This is a genomic window from Paenibacillus xylanilyticus (assembly GCF_013359935.1).
In the GTDB taxonomy this organism is placed as follows: Bacteria; Bacillota; Bacilli; order Paenibacillales; family Paenibacillaceae; genus Paenibacillus; species Paenibacillus xylanilyticus.
In genome coordinates this window covers 288,207-313,232 of sequence record NZ_JABMCB010000206.1, presented here as the reverse complement: position 1 = coordinate 313,232, position 25,026 = coordinate 288,207, and the positions used below count along the sequence as shown (strand labels likewise).

28 protein-coding genes and 1 pseudogene are annotated in these 25,026 nt (G+C 39.2%); 7 read left to right on the top strand and 22 right to left on the bottom strand.

Annotated features, from left to right (window positions below):
- The first annotated feature begins 521 nt into the window (after nt 1-521).
- Nucleotides 522-1,025 (top strand): stalk domain-containing protein, encoded by a 504-nt coding sequence (locus HP552_RS33290; RefSeq protein ID WP_175399600.1) that lies wholly within the window; start codon nt 522-524, stop codon nt 1,023-1,025.
- Between the two features lie 65 nt (nt 1,026-1,090).
- Here the strand turns inward: HP552_RS33290 and HP552_RS33285 are convergent, their stop codons facing one another.
- From HP552_RS33285 to HP552_RS33230, 12 genes are all read right to left on the bottom strand, one after another.
- Nucleotides 1,091-2,215: a DUF4238 domain-containing protein gene (locus HP552_RS33285; protein ID WP_175399599.1), complete on the bottom strand. Its 1,125-nt coding sequence runs from the start codon at nt 2,213-2,215 to the stop codon at nt 1,091-1,093.
- 358 nt (nt 2,216-2,573) lie between these two features.
- Nucleotides 2,574-3,338, bottom strand: a complete 765-nt coding sequence (locus tag HP552_RS33280; protein ID WP_175399598.1) for a hypothetical protein — start codon at nt 3,336-3,338, stop codon at nt 2,574-2,576.
- Nucleotides 3,339-3,600: 262 nt separating this feature from the next.
- On the bottom strand, nt 3,601-3,963 hold the full coding sequence (locus tag HP552_RS33275; RefSeq protein ID WP_175399597.1) for a cyclic-phosphate processing receiver domain-containing protein: 363 nt from the start codon (nt 3,961-3,963) through the stop codon (nt 3,601-3,603).
- Between the two features lie 34 nt (nt 3,964-3,997).
- Complete coding sequence (locus HP552_RS33270) at nt 3,998-4,210, bottom strand: hypothetical protein (RefSeq protein WP_175399596.1); 213 nt, start codon at nt 4,208-4,210, stop codon at nt 3,998-4,000.
- A gap of 42 nt (nt 4,211-4,252) precedes the next feature.
- The gene (locus HP552_RS33265) at nt 4,253-4,843 is read right to left on the bottom strand and encodes a hypothetical protein (RefSeq protein WP_175399595.1); all 591 of its coding nucleotides are present in this window, start codon (nt 4,841-4,843) and stop codon (nt 4,253-4,255) included.
- Nucleotides 4,844-4,896: 53 nt separating this feature from the next.
- Complete coding sequence (locus tag HP552_RS33260) at nt 4,897-5,307, bottom strand: hypothetical protein (RefSeq protein ID WP_175399594.1); 411 nt, start codon at nt 5,305-5,307, stop codon at nt 4,897-4,899.
- 30 nt (nt 5,308-5,337) lie between these two features.
- The gene (locus tag HP552_RS33255; protein WP_175399593.1) at nt 5,338-6,036 is read right to left on the bottom strand and encodes a hypothetical protein; all 699 of its coding nucleotides are present in this window, start codon (nt 6,034-6,036) and stop codon (nt 5,338-5,340) included.
- Between the two features lie 34 nt (nt 6,037-6,070).
- Complete coding sequence (locus HP552_RS33250) at nt 6,071-7,411, bottom strand: AbiJ-related protein (protein ID WP_175399592.1); 1,341 nt, start codon at nt 7,409-7,411, stop codon at nt 6,071-6,073.
- Between the two features lie 520 nt (nt 7,412-7,931).
- A complete protein-coding gene (locus tag HP552_RS33245) occupies nt 7,932-8,579 on the bottom strand; it encodes a hypothetical protein (RefSeq protein WP_175399591.1) in 648 nt (215 codons plus the stop codon).
- A gap of 57 nt (nt 8,580-8,636) precedes the next feature.
- Entirely contained in the window at nt 8,637-9,410 is a 774-nt protein-coding gene (locus HP552_RS33240; RefSeq protein WP_246311163.1) for a peptide arginase family protein, read from the bottom strand.
- 519 nt (nt 9,411-9,929) lie between these two features.
- The gene (locus HP552_RS33235) at nt 9,930-10,613 is read right to left on the bottom strand and encodes a hypothetical protein (RefSeq protein WP_175399590.1); all 684 of its coding nucleotides are present in this window, start codon (nt 10,611-10,613) and stop codon (nt 9,930-9,932) included.
- Nucleotides 10,614-11,577: 964 nt separating this feature from the next.
- Nucleotides 11,578-12,348: a hypothetical protein gene (locus HP552_RS33230; protein WP_175399589.1), complete on the bottom strand. Its 771-nt coding sequence runs from the start codon at nt 12,346-12,348 to the stop codon at nt 11,578-11,580.
- A 557-nt stretch (nt 12,349-12,905) separates the two neighbouring features.
- On the opposite strand from HP552_RS33230, the gene HP552_RS33225 reads away from it, so the two are divergent.
- Together HP552_RS33225 and HP552_RS33220 are read left to right on the top strand one after the other, a co-directional pair.
- Entirely contained in the window at nt 12,906-13,085 is a 180-nt protein-coding gene (locus tag HP552_RS33225; RefSeq protein ID WP_175399588.1) for a hypothetical protein, read from the top strand.
- Between the two features lie 71 nt (nt 13,086-13,156).
- Nucleotides 13,157-13,894 carry a hypothetical protein gene (locus HP552_RS33220; RefSeq protein ID WP_175399587.1) on the top strand — a complete coding sequence of 246 codons (738 nt, stop codon included), beginning with the start codon at nt 13,157-13,159 and terminating at the stop codon, nt 13,892-13,894.
- A 571-nt stretch (nt 13,895-14,465) separates the two neighbouring features.
- On the opposite strand, the pseudogene HP552_RS33215 reads toward HP552_RS33220, so the two are convergent.
- A pseudogene (locus HP552_RS33215) lies at nt 14,466-14,585 on the bottom strand (YunC family protein); the annotation flags it as partial.
- Nucleotides 14,586-14,829: 244 nt separating this feature from the next.
- On the opposite strand from HP552_RS33215, the gene HP552_RS33210 reads away from it, so the two are divergent.
- The gene (locus tag HP552_RS33210) at nt 14,830-15,405 is read left to right on the top strand and encodes a hypothetical protein (RefSeq protein WP_175399586.1); all 576 of its coding nucleotides are present in this window, start codon (nt 14,830-14,832) and stop codon (nt 15,403-15,405) included.
- 237 nt (nt 15,406-15,642) lie between these two features.
- Here the strand turns inward: HP552_RS33210 and HP552_RS33205 are convergent, their stop codons facing one another.
- Nucleotides 15,643-16,029: a DUF423 domain-containing protein gene (locus HP552_RS33205; RefSeq protein ID WP_175399585.1), complete on the bottom strand. Its 387-nt coding sequence runs from the start codon at nt 16,027-16,029 to the stop codon at nt 15,643-15,645.
- Nucleotides 16,030-16,308: 279 nt separating this feature from the next.
- Here HP552_RS33205 and HP552_RS33200 point away from each other — a divergent pair, with 279 nt between their 5' ends.
- Complete coding sequence (locus HP552_RS33200) at nt 16,309-16,746, top strand: hypothetical protein (protein ID WP_175399584.1); 438 nt, start codon at nt 16,309-16,311, stop codon at nt 16,744-16,746.
- A 54-nt stretch (nt 16,747-16,800) separates the two neighbouring features.
- Nucleotides 16,801-17,649: a DegV family protein gene (locus tag HP552_RS33195; RefSeq protein ID WP_175399583.1), complete on the top strand. Its 849-nt coding sequence runs from the start codon at nt 16,801-16,803 to the stop codon at nt 17,647-17,649.
- Between the two features lie 108 nt (nt 17,650-17,757).
- Here HP552_RS33195 and pdaA read toward each other — a convergent pair whose 3' ends face one another.
- The gene (gene pdaA, locus HP552_RS33190; RefSeq protein ID WP_175399582.1) at nt 17,758-18,540 is read right to left on the bottom strand and encodes a delta-lactam-biosynthetic de-N-acetylase; all 783 of its coding nucleotides are present in this window, start codon (nt 18,538-18,540) and stop codon (nt 17,758-17,760) included.
- A 122-nt stretch (nt 18,541-18,662) separates the two neighbouring features.
- The gene (locus HP552_RS33185) at nt 18,663-19,061 is read right to left on the bottom strand and encodes a hypothetical protein (protein WP_175399581.1); all 399 of its coding nucleotides are present in this window, start codon (nt 19,059-19,061) and stop codon (nt 18,663-18,665) included.
- Between the two features lie 148 nt (nt 19,062-19,209).
- Here HP552_RS33185 and cysC point away from each other — a divergent pair, with 148 nt between their 5' ends.
- Nucleotides 19,210-19,845, top strand: coding sequence for an adenylyl-sulfate kinase (gene cysC / locus HP552_RS33180; protein ID WP_175399580.1), 636 nt, complete (start codon nt 19,210-19,212; stop codon nt 19,843-19,845).
- A 116-nt stretch (nt 19,846-19,961) separates the two neighbouring features.
- On the opposite strand, the gene HP552_RS33175 is transcribed toward cysC, so the two are convergent.
- From HP552_RS33175 to HP552_RS33150, 6 genes are all read right to left on the bottom strand, one after another.
- Complete coding sequence (locus HP552_RS33175) at nt 19,962-21,800, bottom strand: ABC transporter ATP-binding protein (protein ID WP_217506640.1); 1,839 nt, start codon at nt 21,798-21,800, stop codon at nt 19,962-19,964.
- A 3-nt stretch (nt 21,801-21,803) separates the two neighbouring features.
- Nucleotides 21,804-22,994 (bottom strand): nucleotidyltransferase domain-containing protein, encoded by a 1,191-nt coding sequence (locus tag HP552_RS33170; RefSeq protein ID WP_175399579.1) that lies wholly within the window; start codon nt 22,992-22,994, stop codon nt 21,804-21,806.
- A complete protein-coding gene (locus HP552_RS33165; RefSeq protein ID WP_175399578.1) occupies nt 22,984-23,466 on the bottom strand; it encodes a lasso peptide biosynthesis B2 protein in 483 nt (160 codons plus the stop codon). Before HP552_RS33165 ends, HP552_RS33170 begins: the two co-directional genes overlap by 11 nt.
- Before the next feature lie 4 nt (nt 23,467-23,470).
- Complete coding sequence (locus tag HP552_RS33160) at nt 23,471-23,770, bottom strand: lasso peptide biosynthesis PqqD family chaperone (RefSeq protein WP_175399577.1); 300 nt, start codon at nt 23,768-23,770, stop codon at nt 23,471-23,473.
- Nucleotides 23,767-24,708, bottom strand: coding sequence for an HPr kinase/phosphorylase (locus tag HP552_RS33155; protein ID WP_175399576.1), 942 nt, complete (start codon nt 24,706-24,708; stop codon nt 23,767-23,769). Before HP552_RS33155 ends, HP552_RS33160 begins: the two co-directional genes overlap by 4 nt.
- A 137-nt stretch (nt 24,709-24,845) precedes the next feature.
- Nucleotides 24,846-24,977, bottom strand: a complete 132-nt coding sequence (locus tag HP552_RS33150; RefSeq protein ID WP_175399575.1) for a paeninodin family lasso peptide — start codon at nt 24,975-24,977, stop codon at nt 24,846-24,848.
- Nucleotides 24,978-25,026: the final 49 nt, after the last annotated feature.

Sequence of the window (25,026 nt, the reverse complement as noted above, 5' to 3'; positions counted from 1 at the left end):
CATATGCATCTCCATCATTTGCTCTGAACTCGATTTTTAGTTTAAGAACACCTTCAACGTTTACTTCTACAGGAAGAGCATGATCCCCACCCTTTAAACCATCAAATGTATTTATTACTTCTCCATCGCCAAAAAATTAACGGAATATTCTCCCTTAGCGTTTTTTGATTCATCATCCACATCAACAATAGCAGTTAGCTTTTTATACTTCCCATCGAGATTATACTCTATAGATGCAGTTCTTTCAGGGTCATATGAGCTATCTATTACTCTTGATACAATGTTGTTTCTGTACTCTGTTCCGGTATTTGTTCATTTGGATTCATTAATCCAAACGCGATCTGCATACGCATCAAAACGCGCATAATCTTTAGAAATCAAACTGATCCCGTAACCATCGCGCTCATAAATCGAACGTACGTTCTCAATGCAACAGGAAATTTTTATCACCTGTCTTGTTTCTATGCAGTATAATAAATTCTAAGCAACTAACTACATACCTCGGAGGGAGTAGGGGGAAAGTGAAAGACAAATTGAAGGGTTTAGTCGTAGGTATTTTAATTGGTTCGACCATCACTGGTGCAACAGCATTCGCAGCAAGTACTACACCAATTAAAGCAGTAATTCAAAAGATTAATCTGTATGTCGATGGAAACAAAAAGTCTACAGCTAATGCTATAACGTACAACAATACTACATATGTTCCAGTAAGAAGTATAAGTAATGCGATTGGAGAGAAAGTTTCGTTAAAAGGGGACCATCTTTATATTGGTGTGCAGCCAAAAATCACTGTAAATGAAGACAATGCTTATAAATATGTTTATGCTAAAATTAAGAAAGACGTGGATAAATATAAACTGGGTATGATGGATGAAGGCTATAGTGATGATGGTAAATATTTTGTAGTAAGAGTTTACGAGAATCATCCTGAGTACATTGTCACTTGGGGATATTATTATGTTGAACTTACTAATGGAGCCGTTTATAAGTATGACATTCCTGACAATAAGTTAGTAAAACTATAGGGTGGATTTCTCCACCCTTTTCTTTATAAAAGATGCCTTTCATGGGATTCCAATGCCTCATACACTTAGTGATCAGACAGAAAGCTATATTCATCCAGAGCTTTCTCTATAGTTGCATTAGGGTGTGCCTTAATTTCATTAAAATGTTCTTTTTTATACATATTATTGACTATAGAATAATTTCTTTTTGTTTTGTCTTGGCAGCAATTTTTGAACTTTTTGCCACTCTGACATTTACAAGGATCATTTCGCTTTGTATCGACATTTTTCGTGTGTCTTAGTTCTCGAAAAAATTGCCATTGCTCAATGTCTTTTTCATAGAAGAAAACTTCCTTTTTATTTAATGCCGCTGTTTTTATTCCTGAATTATAAAATGCTACGCTCCTTGAAGGAGATTCAAATTTAAAACCGCCAATAGATTCTTCAAGTTGTTTTCTACTCTGTCCGATACATTTAATATATGAATTGTTTATAATAGTCTTATTTATTTCTCTGATTTCCTCATTAGATAAAATATTGACTTGGTTTGGTTCAATAAAATTTGGTATTTGCCCATTCATGTAAACAATGTAGTATTTACTTGACAATGGAATTAGCATCAGAATATCCTTTAGACCTAATTGGCGATTGCTGGCATTTGTATATTGGCCTTTTATACTTAATGCAGCTGTAGAGACATACTGGTCACTAAGCAAAAACTCATCATTTTCACTCTTTATAATTGCAAAGTTATAATATTTTAAAATAGTTTCACTCAATTTTTTCAAATAACTTGAATCTCTAATTTTCTCCAACATTAAAGGGATTTTATCTTCTTTACTGAATCCTCCAAATGCAAATTCATTCAGTAATGCACCACTCCTATAATAAAACACCAAAAATTCGCTCATGTATTTTTCAACTAACTCCCTAACCTCTTCAATTGGAGCTATATTGGAATCTAAAAGCGTAATTATTTGTCTCATAGCGGGAGCAAAATAACTTTCGATTTTCCCGAACATGTTCTCCAGGTAGTTACCTTCAAGAAGAGGATGTTCATAGGTGAATTTCTCAGACATTGACTGCCTATAACTGGTCTCATATATATTCTGATTCTTAAGAAGCACCTCATATACGCGACCCTTGTTATTTGCAAAATTAGTAAGCATACTTTGTGGAATGTAATGTTGATTTTTAGTAACAGTACTCACTCTTATATCCTCCACAACATTAAAGTGACTTCAATTAAATATTACTTCATTCAATTGTTAAATGAAATATGTATTTCATAAAAACCTCTAGCTTAAGCAAAGACTTACTTTAATTTCAATACAATAATTCTTCTTTATAGTAAATTTCTTTCTAGTATAAAAGTCTGAAATTAACATCCTGCACTCTGTGCTATTTATTAAGTGTAATTTCTCTATTATTTGTTTACTTCTTTACTTATCTACTTCATTGTTCCCCAAATACTGTGCTTAGAAAGAAACGTTATTAAGGAAGAATATTCGAACAAAACAAAAAAACCGCCATTTAATTGGTGGGTTTTATCTGTGTGAAATCTACATTTTACCTTGTTATAAGCTTATTTGGATAAATCCAGCTTGAGGAGTCAAGTTGAAATTCGAACAATAACTCATCGTGATTCCCATAGAAGACCCTACAAGAGTCTTTTCTTTTTATTAGATCATGGACGTATTCCATTGTCTCATCTTTTATGGTTGTATACGTAACCTTGACTTCTGAAATTTCAATTTCCTCTCTTTTTATTGTTCCAATTGGAACAACGGGAATAAACACTTCAATACCTTTTTCAAACACTCCAATATCTACTTTAAAATCACCTTTACCTTTTGAGTATTGCATCTTAATTTCCACTTTGCAATTAAAAATCACTTCAGGATTACCATAATGAGAAAGTTTAATGAAAGATGTTGTAAACTGATCCAATCCGCCGTCGGTTTTTAATTTTTCAATTAACCACTGGTAACCCTTTGTCTCTATTAGCCTACTGTTCTCAGGAGTTGCAATATTATTTAATCTTGGGTTGCTTCGAAAATCATGAAGAACCAAATAGGATCGGTTAGTTTTTCGCTCTTGTTCTTCTTCCTTTAATCTTTGTCTGTGTTCAACCTCTTTGTCTTTTTTTCTTTGATTGTATTGTTGATAAAGCGCAATACATACAGCGGAAATCAAACCAACATAGTTAGCAAAAAATCCCAACCACGCATTCTCATCAGCATTAAGTCCTGGAGCTCTCCATGAAAGTAGAGCATAATTCAAAACAATTGGAACCCCCATTATCAGCAGAATTAGATAAACAAGCCTCTTCAAAACATCTTCCCCCCATTTGAGTTCTCTTTATTTATCTTGCGTTTTACCATCATTTAAAGGGAAGGTTATCTCTTCTTCTTCTTTGGTGGATCATACGCATGATTCATCTTCAATAAATCGTATCTATAAACTAAATAATGTGTAACGCATGCTGCGGTGACTAAGTAACCAACATACTCGTGTATCATAAAGGAAACAATCAATATTAAAATTATCCCTTGTATTCGAGCGTAACTCAAAACTAATCCTCCTTATCATTCAATCAATCACCAGAGTACTTATTTTCTGTAATAGGGTAGTGATATATCTCAATATCCTCATGGATAAACCCTCTACGTTGAGCTGCTAGCAGTGTTTCATACATGTTTGTGCGCCCCACTGGATTGTCAGTATGTAGGTAGATCTTGTCTGCTCTCAAACTATTCTCACAGAAGTACTTAACCAAGTCATATCCATTGGGCAGCTCTTTGCCATCTACATCTTCCCCCAGGTCATGGTCTAGTGTAAGAACAGCCACATTATTGCTCTCCAGGATATGTATTGCTTCGTAATATGTACGTGCCACCACGAAGCCTTCTGGACAGTCTCTGAGGTCATCTACATAGAGGTTGATCTTTTTTGACATGGTCGCACCACCTTTCAGAAAATCCAATAAGGATTTATTGCTTAGTTTGTTTTCTTAGTTCTAGGAGCTCTTTCAAGTACGGTAGAGCCCAGGCAGTTGGAGTATATGAAGTTCCGTATGTGAATTCGCCAATTGATGGCATAGCATGTCCATGTTCTAATAAATACTCATCTGTAAAATCGTAACGCTCACTATTTCTATCCATTTGCTTGATGAGATCTTCAAGCGTCTTTGGTTGATCACTCATTTATCGTTTCTCCTTTATATGTAATTCTGTAAAACACATCCTTTATTGCTTTTTGATAACTAGGCGATAGGTATTTTTATTTACATGCGGAGTTAAGTCAGCCACATGATTATTCATTAGTTTTTGTACACTAATTAGGTCGGACGCTGTTATGTTTTCTTTGTCTTCCAATTCTCTTTTATATATGTCAGATGGACCATCAAAATATTTTGCCTCGCCCAGTAATAGCAATAGATATTCTTCCTTGGACACTTTGTGTTTTTTTATTGTTCTTGCAATATAATTAAAAGAATAAAGCTCAATTTGATTTTTGTGATTTAAACCACCAAATGTTAATTGAAGTCTACTCTGAGGGTGTAACTTAAAAATGAGGCTCAGTCCAGGATCATCATAAAATTTCTCGAATGAGTCAATCCATTCGTCATAATTATTCGACTTAATTTTCACATGTTTAAGTATATAATCTGACACTCCCTTAGTTCCTGTTGAAGCTATAAAGGAAGTATTATTATTGTACGTATCATATTTCTTTAAATCTTCCTGTGCAATTTCGCCCGTAGATCTATTTGTTAACCTGCCATCAGACATTATACAGCATAGCTTTTCGTTTGCTATTATAGATACAAAACTCATCTCATGTACCTCCCTGATTTTTTCTGGTTTACTTAGAGTAACTAATCAACTTATTAATCAGAGTATTTCTTTGTATACTTTTTCCCATCTCTAGTCTCACTTCTCCACCAAAGAAAGGCCTCATAGTATTTCTCTCCATCACTGGGACAGTATTCTTCATGTTCCGCTACATAGCCTTCATAGTCATTCATATTCTCAGCTATGTGATTATTTAAAACTCGTTTAGATTCAACTTCATCATCGAAGTATTCAATCTCACCTTCTGCTTCTACAATATAGAAGTGATAAGGAATGTCTTCATAAACTTTATCTAGGGTTGTGACTTCAACGATTTGGTTAACTTGACTTATATCAATTCCATCGAAATTCTTGAATTCTATACAATGATACTTCTCTGCATTTTTACGACTTTCAAAATATGCAAGCAGCTTCCCATCATCAAGTATATCTTTAACAACGAACATTAGTTTTCCTCCTCAATTTTAGTGAAACAGTCATTTGATCAAATCTGGCTCACTTATAAAGTGTAAAAATTCCTTTCCAGCACGTGTTGTCCTAGAAGCAACGATTCCACTTCCAGTCATCATTGTATTCAAAACTCCGGCATCTGAATTAAGAAGACCTCTATGATGCAAATCGTTAATTACTTGTCTGGTAAATTCCTCTTCACTCTTAAGTTCAGGGTAATAGCTGTAAAGTGCACTACTAGCTCCACCCATATAAAAGTCAGAAGACAAACCTTTTGATTCCAAACTGCCTTTAGGATCATCGAAAAACAAAAGCAACCTCAGATGCCACTCATTAAAGCCATCAATAAATGATAAAAACATTTGCACCTTACTATCATTTAAGCTTATATCAGTCGCCACGTTTGTTATTGAATTTATCAAAGCTATTAACTTATCATTTTGGTGTGTCCTCATAGCAATTTGTGTTGCCTGTAATACACTACTTAGAAATAGTTCATTTTCTGCGAGTGAATTTAAGTCTATTGAGGTATTTTCTAATCTATGTAAACGCTCATCCATCATTAAGATTATGTTCTCTTTGCGCTTCTCAGCAGGTTGAGTCACCAATAGATCGAATGCTTCTGATAGATAGTTTCCCAAAACCGGAATTGAAGCTATAGCGCCCTTTGTTAATGCATGAACCATATCGCCCTTAGTTGTTTTGATTTCACCTTGAACGTCCATTTTAAATTCATCTCCTTTTGATGAAATAGTTATTTCAAAAAATCTCATATCTTACAAAGAGCTTACTAAAGAAATCAAATACCATTTTTTCTACATTGTTTTCATTTATAAATTCAAATCCTCCAAATCTAAAGACTTCATAACCTTGAAGCCTAAGGTCTCTATCAGCTTTCATCATCTCAGCATACTTCTTAGGGCTCGGTCTATTATCTTCAGAAGAGTAGTGTTGTTTACCATCTACCTCAATTACAATTCGAACTTTATTGGGTAATAGCAATAAAAAGTCCATACGCTGTCTCACTAGACGTGTTTCATTCAATACTAATTTAGTAACATATGGGTCATAATGAAGATATACTTGGGGGATCAAAGCCGGCAACTTATTACCCATTTGTTTTCTAAAATGCTTAAAATAAAATTTAAAAAAGTTTCTCTCTGGCCCTTCATCTAATGACCTAATCAACCGCTTGTATATCGCACGTTCAACATCTATCCCTATCTCTTCAGATTCCTTATCTCCCCACCACGTCACCAACTCACTCCATAATAACCCATCCAAAATTGGCAAGTCATACACAAGACAAAACTCTTGATTTTTAACTATAGCTATTTCGTTATTAATCGAATCACTAATAACAATTTCAGGTTTAGGACCATCTGCAGCGAATATAAGATTTTTAAATTCTCCTTTGACACCTGTACTGGTTTTTATAATAGCGTATAATGGATAACCTGATATCTGTGAAGTCACTTGCATTTTGAATCCATCTTTAGCTAAATAATAATTCAGTTTTTCGATAAACTGAGGATCAACCTCGCCTCTGAAACTTGGATGGACAATTTGTTCTGTAAAACGAATGAATTGTTCATCTGTAATATTGTATATTTCAAGAATATCTTCAAATAATTCTTGATATGACCAATCGTCATTTGCTATCATGTGCTGAGCTATGTCCCCAGTTGCATTTGGAAACCTAGAATCTGTAGAGGGCATAGAATCTAAATCCCATGTTCTTTTCAGAAAGTCAATTAAATTCAGATCACCTTCAATGTATCCTGAGGACAATACTTCTTTTATAATGTTTTTTCTTGTTATCTGTGAAACTTTAAATATTCCTCTTGGAGAGATCGTATTTAACATTCTATTTAAATCAATAGAATTATAGTCTTTAGCCACTCTCGTAGCTAAATCAATAAGAAATAAATGATTTTTACCCCTTAGTCTACGTTCTATATATCTTGCCTTGCCCTCAAATGCCTCGCTATCTTCACCCTTATCTAAGCCGTAACTTGAACAGATATCGGGTAAATCGTATGATTTCACTTCCGATGCTAAAACAATTGCTATGTTATGAACTAACTCGGTATGATTCATTCTCCCACCTCGAAATCTGAATAATGATAAAATAAACCTTTCAACACAGCTTAAAGTCATATTCCTATTCCTTAAATTTCAATTCTCTATCATATGCATTTGTATTTGTAAAAGTAATTCCCGCAACCTGCACTAAATCATAGACTCCAAACTCCACACGTGTCTCAATTAATCCATGTACAACATTCACTGCGCGTTGAGTAAGTTCGTTTTTACTTAGCTTCTCATTGTTACTGATTCTTACATTCCTATTTATGTAGTCCTTTATTCCTTCCTTGCTGGTAAACAAGTTAACTATAACAGTGTATGCATAGTGATGATTACATTGTTTTCTTACATGATCAGGAAATTGAATAGTACTGCAACTTGCCACCTCACTTTAAACATAATGTACGCTTCATCCCAAATAGTTAAATATGTTCCCTTTGTACTTCAATCAACAAAGACTTAGCCTCACATCTTGCAGCATCAAGAAAATCATGCTCTTCCTAAATAATCCTGTTTGTATAAAAGTATCGTCTTAAGTGTTCCCTTGACCATTATCCTCATGGTCTTTCCAGGATAACACTATTTCAAAATTTCTTACTTCCTGTGTTTCTTTGAATTTTTTATCTAAGGTCACGTAATTATCCTTATCAATCCAATGTGGATATTCCAAATCGCAAATAGCAAATATATGCTTCAAAAAGATTCTTATTTCATTTATAAACTTTTCTAACTCATCAAGAATGTTCATCGAAAAAACGGAATGGTTCTTAGAAAATGAATAATGAGTAATCTTATTTCGTAACATAGATGCATTTCTGTATCCTTGAGGTAGCCGCACTTTCTCAATTTCTTTTCCATTAATAGAAAGCACCTGCTTATATTTCCTAGCGATAGTTGTGATACAATCAGGCGGCGATTCATTTTCTTTAGTGTATTCAGTGAGATATCTATAGATACTTCTTTGATCTGTTGTCCAATTTGATTCCCCTATTTTCTCCAAGCTTTTTACAATAAGCCTCGACAATTCTGATTCAGCAGATAAACACATACTGAACATAGCTGCGCGCGAGGCACTCCACATACCATAAGTTCTTTCATCTGAATAACACTCTTTTGCTTCAGAGACATACTTTAAAGCATCATTGAATGATTCCCTGCCCATACTTACAACATAACTCATTAGTTGCCCTCTCCCACCAAAGTTATAATTTTCTTGTCGATTTTTAAAAGATTCGTTTTATACTAATTTATGCATAGTGTTTAAATCTATCTCCATTATTTCTCTCGCAATGGAAAATAAATGCTCCGCTTCATTTATCCCACCACAGAAATCTGGAGATATCGCAATCGTAATAAGGTCCCATGGATACAATTGAAACAGGCGTGTGATATATTCTCTAACTTTATCGTCAGGGAACAAATCTGATTTCGAATCTGAATTATTGAACACATCTAAGTCAAGGTCTAAGATAACACTTCTATTGGATACATACTCCTTAAAAAAACTTTCTGAAAAATGAGATAAGAAACTATCAATAGAAGTGAACCGAGTTGTGAGATAATTGCAATCACTAGGTAGTTCAGATAAATAATATAAAGACTCTACGTCTTCGGAGGCTCTCATACTTTCTAACGTGTTAACATCCTGGGTATCCCTAGAGACATAAATAACCTCTTCAATCGTACCTCTTGCAAGCGATCCCCAAATAAAATTGTCAATATGCATAATACTTGATGGTGAAACTTCGCCTAAGGATCTGTCATAACTTCTAGCAACTTCAATTATCTCATCTTTAGTGTTCGCAGTTTTCAAATTCTTCACTCTCACACCATCAGCCACATCGTCAAGATGTGAGTCAACATGAATAACGAGCGATTTACTTTTTATTTGCTTATTAAGTCTAGCTATTTCCCATGCTGCAAATGACCAATTATGATCTCTCATTATGAACATCTTATTATCTTTAGTATGTACTACCCAATTAATATCCTTTTCCCATTCGTAACCCATAACCTCAATTCCTCCGTTACAAATTATTATAAAAGGCTAATTTCATCGTCTTAATAGTGTACCATCGTTCAATTTCCCCCTGACAATTTCAATAGTTCTATTGCAACTGTTATGTACAGTAGTCAGCCTTTTAGCGCAATCGTTAAATAGATCGGGTCTGTCTCTATGACAGGACTCGCAATCCGCAATTTTAGACGTTCGCCCAGGTCTTTTTTCTGTTGGATTCGGAATTTCTATCATCTTTCCATAGTAACATTCATGATCGTAGTCTATATGATGTACTTGAAACCCGTGTAGAGGATATGTTCTGTTACACCATGCGCATCGATTGTCTTCCCTTATCCTTAAAAATTCTTTTAAGAATGGATTTTTAGTTGTTCTACTGCTAAATGCTCTCCATGCTTCTTTGTTTTCATGTTCTGCAGCTGCTTCCGCACTTCCAAGCAATGGTATGATATTATAGTTCATAACTAAGATTATCCCTTCTGAATGAAAGACTCATTTTATTCTGAAACATACTCACACAATGACATCATTGAGAACTTTACTGTCAGTAAAGTTTTGTATATGTAGACTAATTGAATACTTTGAATAATTCCGTTTAGTTTTTGAAAAGTTAAGCTCCGGTTTTAGACTACTAATAAGGTGTGATTCAACACTATCCAAAATAGATACTGCATTTTCAATTGGTGATATCCATTCGATGGGTAAATAATCACCATCTGTAATAAAGACAACACTACAAAAATAAACCCTTTTTTGCAGATTATCGTATAGAGGATCATGAAGTTTTAATGCTATCTTGTGTCCACCTACAAATCGACTGACATCAGAAGATGTTTTACCAATATAAACGAGCCTTTCATTGGGATATTTTCCAACTGTGATTAAGTATATCGGATAGCAATGGGGAGGAGGATCTCCAAGTTCCTCTTTAATCATAGCTACCTCTTCACGATCAAGCCAATTACCAGATTCATTTTGACTTATAATCAATGCTTTGTTTACGTATTCCCGAACTAATTTCCAAGTTGTCTTTAAGCTTTTTGCGTTATGCCTGTTTACCTCATGAAGAGAGTAGCAATAATCCATACCAAGAAACCCGCCAAGTTCAAAATCCGGTTCTCCTTGTTCCAAAAAGGCGAAATCTGGAAGTGTCCTTTGCCGTTCTAACCAAGGCGTTAGTGGAGAATAATATTTCATGTTTCTTCTTCCTTCCATTTATAGTATTTCAGGTGAAAGAATTGTTTTATCTACTTATTTTTGAAATGATGCAGATCTTCAAGCTCAACATAGCCTATTCTGCCAGTTTCATCAAACTTAATTCTAGCTCTCAATGGGTTATTTAACTTATCTACTTTAAATCCCACTAATATTCCCACTTTGTCTCGATGTTTGAGTTTGTTTGGATTATCAGGAACAACTTTATAAATTCCTCCGTACTCCAAAGTAACCTTACGAGCTAATTCACCCTTATGTAGAGCCTTAACAGTACATTTAAGGGGCTTACCTGAACCTCTGAATAAGATTTAATGTCATACAACATAATCGTTCACTCTTTTAATAAAAGTATTATTTTACAAAGATATCTTTTCAATTTTGAATAATGTATCCCTCACTTTGCTACCACAATTATACAACAACAAGTATCAGTCTACCTATATTTTACGAAACAAGTATGTTTAATGGTGATCATTTTGACTATTACTCAATCTATCCTTGAAACAAAAGAAAAATCATTCCGTAGGATGATTAATAATTAAGTATTTCATACTGATTTTATTGCTGATGAACGATAAAAAAGTTACTTTCCGAATCTTGTCCAATTGAAAAACAATCAATTGAAATAATGCCGTAAGTAATATCTCAATTCCATCTAAGAAACTATCTCTTAAGCTCCATCTGAGTTGGGTCTATTTCGGTCTATTTTGTGATTTTCTATTTCGATAACTTTTTTCAGATAAAACCATTAATTCACAGCCAGATTGAGGCACTCTTATAGAAATGGTGCGATAATAGTACTGATTGGACAACTTTTATTCCCACATAAAACAAAAAGCAATCCATTAGGACTGCCTAGTTATTGATAAAATCAATCTTTCATAAGGTTCTTGATAAGAATAGGAGAGGAAATGCCTTAAAGCAGACACTTCCTTCAAAGATCAAACTATTTGGCATCCAATTTCAATCCAACAGCTTCCTTCGCTTCCATTAGCTTTAAAATCCCATTCATGACAAAAGAATCAGACATCGCAATTTCATCTTTGAACTTAGACATGTGACTTGGCTTTTGATCGTCTAAGAATTCAAGAACAGCATCGAATGCTTTACCTTTAGAATAGTAAGCTGTACTTAAATCAGAAGTGGCTGCATTCAACTTTTCTTTTACATCTTTAGGAAGGCTTTCTGGAACATTTAAATTATAAAATTGAGATTGCAAGTGATCAGCAGCTTTCTTTGCATTCTCTGTTGCTTCATATACTGTATAAATATCAACAGTACCATTCCCCAAACCAGTCATTGCTTCTTGGTATGTACTCATTATGGGAGACATAGTCTCTTCTAATGCGTAAACTGATTTTTCAAATGCTAGTACTTCTTTTTGATAGGCTTTTTTAGTAGCCGCATCGTTTTTAGCTTTTAAATCGGCTTCTTCCTTAGCCTTCTTTTCTGCTTCCTCGTCTGTTTTAGCTGTGCCTTTATCAACTACTGCAACTGCCTTTTCCACTTCAGGCACTTTTTCTTGTGTGGCTACTTTTTCTGTCTCTCCTGTTGCTGTCACGTTTGGTTTTTCCTCGGTTGGTATCACAATTATCAATAAAACTAAGCCAGCCCATATAGCACCACCTATTCTTGAGACCCTACCAAGTTTCTTCCACGAGAAAAAAATGATGATGAAAGGCAAGAAAATCCATGCCAAAACTCTCAGTAACTTCAAAACACTACCTCCTAATGTACTATTTACTTCAGCTAATTATATAGCAAATTGTGACTAATGTCTTTAAAAATTTTCCATTTTTCATATATGTGAATAGGTCTTAAAGATCGAGATAAAATCAGACATTTATAAACATTTGGTATGTATCTTGTGGGAAAAAATATTTTTATTGATGTTATTTTTATCATTTCTAAAATCACTTACTCCGGACTATTTGCCTCGTACCAAACGAAGGGTAAGACTTTGATTTAATAAAAACACATCACTTGAGAAGCTTGTCCCATTAAAGTGGAGGGTATTAAGCTTTTCTTCTGTCCAAGCACCCCAATTTCCTAAGAGCCAGCACTCTTTTCTAATAAAAATCTAACGTAACGTATCCCTCTTTTTTCAAATAAGATACAAACTTTATAAGTTCAAAAATATTCTTCCAACATTAAATACATTGTTACTTTTTATATCCTTCAACGTGCAATTATTTCTAAAATGTACTAGAATTGATATTAATATCATAAAAAGAAACTAGCTGTCCAATTACAATGAAGGGTGGATTTTAATCAATGAAAGCAGCAGGTTATATAATTATGATCTTAGGTGTTCTCATATGGTTGCTAGGAATTGTCCTGCAAATTTCCAATCAAAGTCAATTGGAAAAAAATATCATCTTAGTCGGTCAATTAGTATTTGTGGTTGGAGGAATAACTCAACTAATAATTAGAAGAAAAAACAAAAGGCGATAAACATTTTACAGACTTTGTAATTTAATGTATAATAGTGTTTGTGAATACAAATATATCTTCGGGAGGAAATAATGGTAAATAAATTAACAAAAGCACTTATTGTCATGACTACTGTTGCAACCGTATCAGTTACCCCCCTTAGTAATTTTGCATCAGCATCTGAGAATTCGATTAAACCTCAGGTAGAGAGCCTTACCAAGATGTCAAAGGACGGAAATATGGTTATACAGTCATCAGCACAGAATATCTCTGGGAACATAGAAGTAATTGAAGGAACGGATCAGGATTGGACAAAAATAAAAGTCATTCAAGGTGATCGTGTCGACATTGTTGAAAGAAAAGACATTGATGGTGTCCCCACCATTACTGTAACTAATCTTGAAGGCGCTATCGGAGATAATCATATTATTCAAAATATTGGTGATGAAGTATTTGTAAATAATGAAATAGTAGAACGTCAGGAAGTTAATGTGCCTAATTCAAAAATGAGTACTGTAGTTCCTAATGTTGCAGTTAGTAGTTCTGATAGAACATGGTATACAAAGACCTTCGTTCAAGGAAGTTTCAATAGTGATTTCGCAATTGTTTCTGTCCTTGTAGGTGTGGTAACTGCATTTATGAGTGTCCCTGTCTCAATCGCTACTACTCTAGCAGTCGGAATAATTGGTTACAATATCCCTTACACTTGGTACACAAAACTTACTCTTTGGGATGCTGCAGATTACCGACCACTTCATTGGATTCATAACACTACTTACGCTGACCCTCAGTTGACTATCCAAACAGCATATGATGATTACTACCTATAATCGTTTAGGCTAGAAGTTTAGTTTTGAAGCCGCTTGGTCTGTACAGCCAAGTGGCTAATTTTAATTCGCAAAATAGTGTCTTAAAATTTAAGTTTTCATACTATTTCCCGGATTTAGATAAAATAACCGTTTCTTAGGAATGTTCAGACAGCAACACCCATAATAATTGTGCTTAATTCACTTTTTGAAAATCCCTTACTTTCTTTTATATAACCGATGGGTTTTATTAATTCTCATCATCTTCTTAGATCCACTCATAAGAAATGTACTGTCTCTAGAGCCAAATTATCCAGCCGTTGTCCTTAAATCTCTTTATAAATCTAATTAATACATACCGAAAATTTGCGTAACAAAAAGCAATACAATGGTTATTTAAACACACACCAGTCAATGGCTTGCTCCATTTTTCAAGCGTCACAAAAAGCGTCACAAAATTGAATCACATTTGAGATTTCTAAGTACTTTCTAAGATTATTTAGGTACTTATGAAAATGAATGAAAGCTTGTCCTATATGAGATTAAGACGTTTATCAACAGATTGAGTCACATCTCAAAATCAACATATGATAGTTGCTCCACACATGATATATCCTTTGGATGTGTTTATCGTCAGTAACGTGGTTTTGGGCAGCTTCACTTCCACCCCGACCAACACATGCTCTCCAACTACAATCGGTTCCATGCTCACCATAATTTCACGATCCACCTCCTATTCCACAGGTCAGGATAATTGTATGCCCCATTCCGTTTCTCGGTGTGGACACCTGCGGAAAACAAACCAAAACGGTTAGAAATGTCATATAGAAGTTGTTATTAGATTCCCGGTGCGCTGCGTTATTTTCTACATCTTTAGTACTATGATTATTGTTACATTAATGATATAGTGAATTGAAATGGTTTATTGACTGACATATCTACAAACGGGGCTGGGATGAATGAAAGAAACCTTATCCAACGGAGAAGAAGTTGGCTTTTTATTTAATGTCGACATTCTTATCAAGAGCCGCTCGAATGCCTTGGCGCTACAGTCCCTGTTGGAGCTCATGAACAAAGAGGAACAGATTGCGGACTTTCGGATTCAATCCGGCTTAGGGCTTGGCAAAATTATTGAAGCGACGATTCAGTCCAAAAAAGACTCTATTACCTCCCTTCACATCGAACGGAAAAAATCTCAATTGGGCGGAATGAAAACTGCTCCATCGAATCAATCAACAAATTCATCGATTTCGGCAAAACCGCAAGACCAAAAGGAAACGGTTACTCCCCAGATGGCGTCTGCACCAGAGTCGGCCAGTGCTTCTCAAGGGAATTCTTTTGATGAATGGATTGACACCCTTATCAAGGAAAACCGCCTTACACGGATTGTGGTAAACAACAAGAACGGCAAACATCAGAGCATTCCATGCCGCATTTTGAATTTTGATCGAGATAACAGCATTGTAAGTGTCTACCATGTTGATGAAAAACAGGTCTATTCATTCCGAACGAATGAAATTGACGAATTTTTGTAAATCATTCAACGAGCGCAAACAACCAAAAAGCAGCTTACGTGGAAATTTCACAACATTCCACGTAAGCTGCTTTTTACATTCTTATGTGACCAGTTGGTTGGATCAGGATGCTTCTCCCTGTCCATGGTTTGTAGTACCCGGGCGAGTAAAGTAGAATCGAATGATTCAAAATGCTTATGTAAGCGCAGCATTTTCCCAAGGAAGACTCACCGGATGGGGTTGTGCACTCGCTCCCAATCAGGAACGGTTATTTCCTCGTTGCCACACATCTGCGGCGAAGAACAACCATCCAGCAATAAAAGCGACACCACCAATTGGCGTGATGGCACCTAAAACCTTGATGCCCGTAATACTAAGTACATACAAGCTGCCCGAGAACACAATAATACCAATAAACAGCAGTCGCGCCGCCCATTTTAGCTTGGAGGATGCTCCGAGTTGACCCGCTGTCAATCCAACAATCAGCAGTGCAAGGGCATGTATCATATGATACTGTACTCCGGTTTCATACACAGCAATGGCATCTGCGCCGATTCGCTCCTTCAGCATGTGGGCACCGAACGCCCCAATTGCTACAGCCAGCATGGTCAATACAGCACCAATCGTCATCCATATTCGTTGCATTATACTTCTCTCCTTTATGTCATGTCACACTAATGATATTCTAGCGAATCTCTGAGCTGTTTACCAGTTAAGCGGTCTGTGAGAGACATCCATACTTATCCCGACGATCTGATTATATCAGGACTTGTCTACTAGGTTACAAAGTGAAGAGAAACCTTGATTTTTATCGTTAATTATGGAAAAGTAAAAAGGTCTGTATTCCTGCAGCTGTCAGGAGAATCACAATGCATAATTGAGGTTAATAACAATCAACAATGATTAAGGAGGGATATGATATTAATGGAACATAAAAATACGTATGAATCCGATTCCGGCAACAATGACCTATTTACGACTTACCCTGAAGAACCTATTGATCCTATGCAGAACAGAATGAAACATTCCGGCCCGGGTATCGCCAGTTTTGTCATTGGACTCGTTGCACTTCTGGGTTATATTCTGACCTTTTTCCTTGCAGCCATTGCACTCAGTGGTGTCATCGGAACTCTGACAACACCTGCGCAGGTTGAGGAAATTGCTCTGCATCCGGCTGTACTGCTGTCATCCTTATTTATCCTGGTTTGTCTTGTTCTTAATCTGGCAGGTCTTATTCTTGGGGTCATCGGTCTTGTGCTGAAAAATCGCAAAAAGGTTTTCCCTATCATCGGAACTATACTTAATGGGATTATGGTTCTGGCATTTGCTGGACTCATACTAGCTGGCATGTATATGACATAAAACGGTCTGAAAATCGTTCATATTGCCAAATTCTCGTATCCAAAGGAGATTGACATGTCAAGAATTAAAATTTTCGCAGATAGCACCAGTGATCTGACCCCAGACTGGATTAAAACTCACGATATCGGCATTGTTCCATTGTATGTGGTATTCGGTGACGAATCCCTGAAGGATGGTGCCGAGATTACGCCAGAACAGCTGTACGAGCGCGTAAGCAAGGAAGGACGGCTGCCCAAGACGGCTGCTCCATCACCTGCCGATTTTATAACGGCTTTTCAACCTTACATAGAACAAGGGGACGACATTCTGTATATCAGCCTGTCTTCTGAACTTTCATCCACCTATCAAAACGCGCTGCTGGCAAGTTCAGAGTTTCCGGAAGGCCGCATCTCTGTTGTGGACTCACTCAATCTTTCATCCGGGATTGGACTGCTTGTTATGAAAGCAGTGCATGCTGCGGAAAAAGGACAGAACCTGAATGAAATTACCCAATTGGTTGAAGCGGTTAAACCGAATGTACGGACCGAATTTGTCATTGATACCTTGGAGTATCTGCACAAAGGGGGCCGCTGTTCGGGAATGCAGAACCTGATCGGAAGCCTGCTTAAAATTCGCCCTGTCATTCGGGTAGCGGATGGCAAGATGTCGCCCGCCTACAAAGTACGTGGCAAACGGGAGAAGGCTCTTGATCAAATGCTGCAAAATACGCTTAGCCAGAAGCATCAGATCGATACTGACCTGATCATTGTTGTACATACCATGGCTGAAGAGGATGCACTTGATTTGCAGAAGTCTCTGCAGGAACAGACCGGTGCTCGTGTTGAGTTAACTACAGCAGGTTGCGTGATCTGCAGTCATTGCGGTCCAAAAACAATCGGAATCATCTATAACACGGTTTTATAAAAAGAAACTAGACGTTATAAGCATATTTATACGTCTGACATTAACCAACAAAGGGCATCCTGGCTGTACCAGCCAAGGATGCCCTTCTGTTTATTGCTCATCTTCCCTCTAATAACTTTTCGTTTTCAGTTCATTCAAACTTTTGAACGCGTATCCCTGTTTCCGTGCTTCATCAATGATTGAGCCCAGAGCCTGTGTGTTATCTTTGGAGACGGAATGAAGGAGAATAACGGCGCCAGGATGCAATTGTTTGAGTACCTGTTGACGTGCATAGTCAGCTCCACGCTGTACATTGACATCCCAATCCTTATAGGCAAGGGACCAGAACACATTGATGTACCCCTGAGCGTGGCTCTCCGCAAGAGTGCGGTTGTTAAAAATGCCACGCGGCGGCCGCAAAAAGGTTGCTTGCTGTCCAGTCAAACGATTTACTTCCGACTTAACCTGTTCAAGCTCCGTTTTCAGCTTTTCATTGGATACCCGTGTCATATCCGGATGGCTCCAGGAATGGTTACCTACAATATGTCCCTCTGCAGCCATGCGCTTAACCAGTTCTGGCTGATCTTTCAGATAATGGCCGGTAACAAAAAAAGCGGCAGGCACCTTTTTATCGCGCAGCACATCCAGAATTGCTGGTGTATAACCATTTTCGTATCCATTATCAAATGTGAGATATAGTTCTTTCTGTTTGGTATCTCCCAAAAAGATGGCATCATTATGCTCCAGGATCGATTTGAAACCTTCCTGATCAATGGAGGGCAGCTGCCCGTTCTGGCTTTTCTTGAATCCAAAGTGAAACGCTCCGTTAACTGGCGATGCTTCAGTGTGCATCGGAAAAATGCTGAACGCCAATACGGCAGTCAACAGCATGTATGAAACCCATCGCTTCATTTCAACCGCTCCTGTTCCTGAATAATTGGTTGTCGCTTTCTATCACGAGCCCCTTCAGGTAATATGCCACAGGAACAGCTAATGTATGTAACTTTTGAATCATGTCACGCCGATTTACAGAATCAGAAGCGTTTGTTGCTCTGTTCGGGCTGATGCAGCAATTCAATTAATGTCTGCGGCTTGCCGCTGGAGGATAACCACTCCCTAACCGTTTCGATGGCCTGAGTCTGACCGTCACCGCGGTCACGCCAAGTCAGCAATTCTATGACTTTTATGATCAGTGCAGACATATTATGATAATCCATTTCCGAACGATCTGCCCTCATTTTATGATATAACGCCTCCTGCTCCCAATCGAGCAATATTTCTTCACCAATCGTCGGTTTCATTAAGGTGTAAGCCCTATTACACCCTGAGCAACGCACGGTACTTACCTGCTGTACAGCAAAACTCACGTGGATGTCATGCTCACAGTCCGCACATTGAAAGCTGACCTGTATGTTCTGTATTTTATCGTTCATATTGCTCTTCCTCCTGCTATGGGTGTACTACATCTATACCCGAAAATGATGAAGTTCACGCTGCACCTTAAATCATTAAAAATCGTGCTATATTCTTGTAAATATGTTAAAATATATTACATATCATGAGTAGGAGAGGCGGTTATCCATGTCGAAGGAAGAACGCAACATTACCTGGCAGCAGTCCAGCTTAAGCAGGCAGGAACGGGAAATACATAACGGCCATCGCAGCCGTACACTGTGGTTTACCGGACTATCCGGTGCGGGTAAATCCTCGCTTGCATTTGCCTTGGAACAGCATCTTCATGAGCAAGGCGTTCGTTGTTATGTACTGGATGGAGACAATGTACGCCATGGCCTTAACCGCGACCTTGGCTTTACAGCTGAGGATCGGCAAGAGAACCTGCGCCGTATTGGTGAAGTGGCCAAATTAATGGTGGACGCAGGGTTGCTCGTTCTTTCAGCCTTTATTTCTCCTCATGCACAGGATCGGAAAATGGTCAGAGATTTGTTTGAACCGGAAGATTTCATTGAAATCTATGTTCAATGTTCCATTGAAGAATGTGAGCGACGTGATCCAAAAGGTCTGTACAAAAAAGCACGCAGCGGGGACATCCCCCATTTTACCGGCATCTCGGCACCTTATGAGGTACCGGAAGAGCCTTCCCTTATTATTGATACAGAACAGCTGTCTTTGCATGAAGCCGTACAGGAGATTGTACGTTATCTGGAGTTGACAGGAGCCCTTCAGCTGCCTCTTGCTCCCACCACCAGCCACATTTGATCAACGTTTACAGACAAGAAGGAAGATAATTATAGAAAATATCAGATAAAAGGCACAGTGATTGATCATCCTGTGCCTTTTTGAATTGTACGGGGTTATTTTTTAAAACCATCCAATTACTGCCCAACGACACCCGCCTGCATATTTAATAACTTGCTGAAGGTTCCTACAGGGTCTGTAGACAGTTGTTGGTACCCTCCTTGCTGGATAACCCGACCTTCCTCCAATACGATCACCCGGTCCGCTGTACGGATTGTGGATAAACGATGGGCAATCACGATTATGGTGACATGGCCTTTCAGACGTTCAAGTGCAGCATGAATGTGCTGCTCGTTCTCACTATCCAATGCGCTGGTTGCTTCATCCAAGATGAGTACAGACGGATTGCGCAGCATGGCTCTTGCAAGAACCAGGCGCTGGCGTTCTCCTCCGGATAAGCGAATCCCCCGATCCCCAATCATCGTATCCAGCCCTTGAGGAAGTCTGCGGACAAACGCAGCCGAGGACGAAAATTGTAAGGCTTGCCACATCTGTTCCTCGCTCGCATCAGGATCTACCAGCCTCAAGTTTTCTCGGATGCTGGTATGGAACAAAAATGGATCCTGGGATACATAACCAATGGAACTTCTCCACGCCAATAATAGCTCCTCCGACAGTGGGACACCATCGATAAGAATCTGCCCACTCTCTGGTCGAACCAGTCCCATAATGAGATCAATCAGGGTGCTCTTTCCGGCACCTGATTTGCCGACAATGGCTGTCATGCCTTTCGCAGGGATCGAGGCATTAACATTTTCGAGTGAGTAAGACTGACTGCCCTCATAACGGTAATTGACATTCATACACTCAATGGAACGCATTAACTCGAGTGGTTGAACGGGATGAAGCTCTCCCCCCTTATTTCCGCTTGTTTCTGCGGTTACGTTGGTGAAATCGCTAATCTCGCGACTCATTTCAGTCTCAGCCTGCAGCTTTCGGACAAGCTGAAACGCCGGCAGCATCGAGCTAATATACTCCAGATTGGACTGAATGGATGTAAACCTGGGCCATAACCTGGAAAAAATAAGGATAATAAGCAATAGACTTGCCGGAGGTACGGCAAGAACACGCAGTGACAAATAAATGAAGGCGGCAATAATCACAGCGGAAGATACCCGATGAATAAGCTGTGTACCACTGTTCAACTGGCTGAATTGGATGACATTACGTTCGATTCGTTTGCATATTCTTTCAAACCATCCGATATGCGAGTTCTCAAGCATGTTGCTTTTGATGTCCTTGATGCCGTTAAAATGCTCTGTAATGCCATTATAGTAGTGCTGGGATAATTCGGATGTCTGATCCCCAATCTGCTTGGCTCTCTGGACGAATTTTTTGAGGACGAAGAACAAAACAAGTCCGAAGACAAGTACAATGGCAGTTAACTTGGCGGACAGCCAAAAAGCGAGACCGATCTGAATGCCTGTAAAGATTAAAGACGCAGCCATTTGGAGGATCAAATTCGTTCCTTGGCTTACACGTGCGAGTTCGGTCGTTAATATATGGTTAAAATCGGATTTTCGTTTTTGGAGAAAAAAAGACCATTTGGCCATAATGATGGCCCGATAGGTTTCCTGACGCAATGTTCTTATGAATTGCTGCTGAATCCGCGTGTTCCGAATCGTCTGAAGACGCTGAAGCCATGCCTGTCCGGAGAGAATTACAACGAAAACGCCCAGTACCAGCAGCAGCTGACTATTTTCGGAGAGACGACCTAGTAATTCTGATAGCCAGGGTAACTGTAATCCGGTTGAGCTCATTTCAAACACACCAATTAAACTTAACATCGGAACAAGCATATAAATGCCGATTCCCTCCATTAAACTAATGCAGATCATACCCAGCAAGTTCCAATAGAGGACGGGTCCTGTTACATCATGCAGCTTGCGCATATAAAATCGAAGTTCTGAAATCATGGATTATCCCCTTTCCGTCATCGTGTTCCTTTTCATTCGCCGCCAGAACCAGAGAAAAGGACGTAACGGAAAATATAGAAAGTGCAAAGAGCGAGGAAGCGGCAGTTGTTCCACATCCCAGGTACTCGGATATAATCGTTCAATGAAAAAAAACATTTTCTGTCTGGTACTTCTCAGCGCAAACAGATAGGAACGGTAACTGCGTAAATTCGCCGGAGTTTCCAGCATTTCATTCATGAATAACACGCCATGTTTAGCAAGCCGTTCGCCAGCACGTTCCTGAGAAGTTAATAGGCCGCGATAACTCGCATCCAATGGTGTGTTCAGCAGCACGGAACCAAGCCGCAGAGCCTGTGCACCGATGGAGAGCCGCCCTTCCGCTTTTAGACGCCTTGTCAGCAGGTTTACATCCAGAGGCATGGTGCGAATCATCTGATCGATGTCCATGAGCCAGCGCAATCTGAACCAGCCATGACGTGCACCATGAGTCACCAGATAGGCCCACAGATCTTCTCGTTCAAGCATTCGAACCGGAGTTTGAGTATACGTACTAAACCGGCTACGCTGCCACAGTAATTCAAAATCAGTTTCCTTACCGGAATCCGGATTAAGCCGCCAGTGAATTTCCACTTGTGTTTTTTTGAGAGGATGCTTGTAACAGATATGATGCTCCCGCCATTTCCAGCTTTGAACGGTTGGCGTGCGTTTACCTTCCTTGGATACATAACCGAGTGTTTCGAGAATCTGTTCCGCAGATTCCACATCTTCAAATGGGATGAGAATGTCCAAATCCTTGGATGTCCTTAAAGACACATCTCCGTAGAGATCGTGGGCGAGCGCAGGCCCTTTTAACGTAATACTCCGAATCCCATTTTCATTAAAAGCTGTGCAAACCTGTTCCATCTCGGCCGTCAAGTGCAGCATGCGAAACGTATTAGCCGTATATTCCTGTCTTAAACCCTCTACAACAGCAGCAGGAATAAATGGAGATTCCAATGATTTGAGTTTCATATATAGGACCGAGTACAACCTGTGATGATAGACAAGTCGCAAAAAGAGCTGCCAGTCCGTTCCTTCGGTCAAAGCTCTGGCTGCTTCCGGAGCAAGCTCCTGCAGCTCATCTTTCATAATGATCAAAATCAGCTTGAGCTCCTGCGGAAACCCTCTTGTGTAGTCATCAAATTCAAGATTCATAGACAATTTCTCCAGTTCCCTTCTCCGGACAACGTTTGCCGAATACGCCGACAACCGTATATTGGTCCATAGTATCTGCTCCGGTCACGATTAATTTCCCACTTCGCAGCCAGGCATGAGCCATCATTTGTCCTTGCTTGTTGCGCGCAGTTCCCATATATAGCGTACTCTCTATTTTGCGGCGTTCCAGCATTTTCATTGCAGCGATCGCCATGACTAGACAGCGACTCTCCCATAAGGTGTACTTGCTTGCCAGCATAATGGCTTTGGAAACGTTCCTAATCGCTAAAATCTGATTTCGAGTCATTCCGTTCATGGGGGTTTCATACAGCGCTGTACCGAGCCCTGGGGCGATTTGGGCAAAGGGTCTTGCTTTGAGGATTCGTGCCCACCCCAAATGAATGTAGGCTTCCCAAACCATAAGCCGGACCTCGCGTGGCAACGAAAGATAAGCTTTGATTTTACGCAGCATCGTCCTAATCCTCGTGAACGATGTCGATTATTCCCTCACGGGACATGTGCTCAAGAAACGAAACAACTTGTTCGTGACACGTATCCGCATCAATTTCGTACTCGGAGGCCAGCACTTCAACCAAGTCAGCCAGTGTCCGTTCCTCGGCCAGTAGATCCCAGATTCGTCCGCCGGTACTGCCAAGATTGTAGTATTTTCCGCTTTGGATACTCATCATGACTTTTTCCCCGCCCATGTCACTGACGAGGTTGCCTTCCTTCTGCTTCACACGATCTTTCCAATCGAATGGTTTTGTACTTTTCATTGTCCTGTATGCACTCCTTTGCGTATATGATCTGTGATTCGTTCGACCATCTCGAATGCAGTAAATTCAGAGCCTGACCTTGTCAATCTGCAAACTTCTACGCTGGCAGACAGTCTGGAGACTGTTTCGAACAACCACTGCGCAAGACCTTGCCTGGCCACAAGAGCACTTCGGAAGGTATGTGTGCACAGCATATGAAGTCTTTCCAATCCCTGAACCTGTGTCAGCTTGGTGGGCTCGTGAAGGGCATCCGGTTTGGGATTCAGCTCAAAAATGCCGGCAAGCGGAACAGCTCTCTCATGAAAATAATGCTGCACCGGTATCGCGTATTTCGTAATCTCGGCATGTACGGTGGCATAGTTTTGTTCTTTCATGCCAAACCCCTCCAGGCTGGGCTGCCACAATTTCTGCTGTGGATACCCCGGGGATACAATGGCTCTCCCTCCGGCGTCCCAGGTTATGGCAACCACATCATCGGTCAGAAGCGGATATCCGCGCGAAGCCAGAGCAGCTGATAAAGTGGATTTGCCCGCGCCCGAATGCCCGACGAATGCATACGCCCAGCCATCGATCACGACGGCACTTCCATGCAGTGGCAGAATACCCCGCTGCATCATAATGACCGCCATACATGTACCGAGAATAAACAATCGGACCTTTTTTTCATCTGCATCTTGCGAAGGGCTAACCATAATTCTGCGTCCTTGCTCGATCAGGAACAGGCCTGTATCTTCAATTCGAAAAAACAGACAGCCGTCACGAGATACAAAATTTTCATTTCCCACATTCCACTCTTCCCACAGTAGGGTTAAGTCGGCAGACTGGATATGTACGTCGATATCACCAGCATCCGTGCTGTCTTGCACGATCTGGAGTTCTGGCATTAGAAATTGGCTTAGCCAACGCAATCCATATGCTTCATACTGCACAGGCACCAATGGATGACTCCTCCTTAGCAAAGCTGAATGTAAAAAAGCCCTTATATTCATATGACTCAAATATAAGGGCGGTGGCGAAAAGATCATGTTGTCTTTCCGCCCTTTAAGTATGATGGCACTTCGTAAAGCTCAATAACTTAGGAAGTTGGATCGTACAGATCAGCATCATGATCGGAGATCCAGTCAATTTGTCTGTAACCAGTTCCAGCCATAGTTTGGTTTACTTCCAACACTTCCAGTGCAGGTGCTTGCCATTCCTTCTTTTCCATTGTTGTTCACCTCCCTTCAAGAGTTTACATTGGTACCTTGCATGTTCAT